Annotated in this window: 2 protein-coding genes; both read right to left on the reverse strand. The window is 67.0% G+C overall.

Annotation, left to right across the window (positions count from 1 at the left end; translation table 11 throughout):
• Nucleotides 1–41 precede the first annotated feature (41 nt).
• Nucleotides 42–1,067 carry an IS3 family transposase gene (locus tag BM290_RS47975; protein ID WP_307837993.1) on the reverse strand — a complete coding sequence of 342 codons (1,026 nt, stop codon included), beginning with the start codon at nt 1,065–1,067 and terminating at the stop codon, nt 42–44.
• Nucleotides 1,064–1,495 carry a hypothetical protein gene (locus BM290_RS50515; protein WP_093622507.1) on the reverse strand — a complete coding sequence of 144 codons (432 nt, stop codon included), beginning with the start codon at nt 1,493–1,495 and terminating at the stop codon, nt 1,064–1,066. Before BM290_RS50515 ends, BM290_RS47975 begins: the two co-directional genes overlap by 4 nt.
• Nucleotides 1,496–1,577 lie beyond the last annotated feature (82 nt).

A 1,577-nucleotide genomic window follows, 5' to 3' on the forward strand; every position in this document is an offset into this window, starting at 1 on the left:
CGGAACCTGTCAAGTCAACTGAGACAGTTTCTTGATTTTGTTTAGCTTTGTGCTGATGGAAGGCTCGCCGCTGCCGCGGCGGTGACCTCTTCGGGGTCGTTGTCGTCGGGTTTGTTGATCCATGCCCGGTCCGGCAGGCGAGGTGGCTGAGGGCGGCGTCGGCCGAACCGGTGTGGGTGGGCTGCCCAGGCGGTGTCGAGGGTGCGTTGCCGCTGCTGGCGGATCTGTCCAGCGGTGCCATGATGCACTGATGCCGGGGTGTGCAGGCCGATCCCGGAATGCCGATGCTCATGGTTGTAGTACGTGTAGAACGCCTCGCAATGCTGCCGGGCGTGCTGGATCGACCCGAACCGCTTCGGGAACGTCGGATCGTACTTCAACGTCTTGAAACTGGCCTCGATGAACGGGTTGTCGTTGGACGTCTTCGGCCGACTGTGACTACGCCCGATCTTCAGATCGGTCAACAGCTGCGTCACGGTCTTGCTGGTCATCGCAGCGCCCCGGTCTGCGTGGACGATCAACTGATCCGGGTTCACGCGTTCGCGGGCGGCCGCATCGGCGATCAGCGCCTCGGCGAGCTGGCCGTCCTCGTAGCCGGCGACCAGATACCCGACGACGTAGCGGGACCAGATGTCGATCACCGTGTAGAGGTGGAACCACACGCCCTTGACCGGGCCACGTAGCCGGGTGATGTCCCAGGACCAGACCTGGTTGGCGGCGTCGGCCACGAGTTCGGGTTTGGTGCGGGCCGGATGCTGGGCTTGGGCCCGGCGTTCGCCGGTCTGCCCGGCAGCTCGCAGGATCCGGTACATCGTGGACTCCGAGCACCACCAGCGGCCCTCGTCGAGCTCCCGCGCCCACACCTGCGCGGGCGCCAGGTCGGCGTATTCGGGCCGGTTCAGCAGCTGCAGCACCTGCTCGCGTTCGGCGTCGGACAACGCCGACGGCGGTGGTTTACGCGGTGTGCGTGGTTTCGGTTCGGCGGGTGGGTTGCGGTGCCGGTAGAGCGTCGCCCGTGACAGGCCGGTCAGCCGGCACGCCGCCGCGACGCCCCAGATCGGGGTCAGCGCCGTCTGGGCCTCGGCGAGAGCGGGTTCGGCGTCGGCGCGATGCCCGCGCTCTCGGAGAGCAGTTCCAAGAGCGCGTGCGCTTTTCCCATGATGTCCAGCGCTGTCTTGGTTTTCGACAGTTCGGTCTGCAGGCGGGCGTTCTCGCGTTGCAGGCGGGCAAGTTCGGCGTTCTCGGCCTTCTTCGCCGCCCGCGCAGCCGATTGCCGGCGGTCCGTCAGGCCGGCCGTGGCTCCGGCGTCGCGGGCCTTGCGCCAGTCGAGAATGTGTGACCCGTAGAGCCGTTCCCGGCGCAGGATCGCCCCGCGAGCCGCCGAATCGGGCGCCGATTCGTACTCGTCCAGGATCCGCGCCTTGAACTCTGCGGTGAATGTCCGCCGCTGGGGCCGGGCGTCCGGATCCGGGTTCTCGTGGGGCTTCGACGTCATGCTGATGTGCTCTCCTCAGGGCCGTCCAGGAAGAGTATCCCCTGGTAGACGGGCTGTCTCACATCAGCGTGACAGGGAGGGC

Source organism: Actinoplanes philippinensis, assembly GCF_900113015.1.
Taxonomy (GTDB): Bacteria; Actinomycetota; Actinomycetes; order Mycobacteriales; family Micromonosporaceae; genus Actinoplanes; species Actinoplanes philippinensis.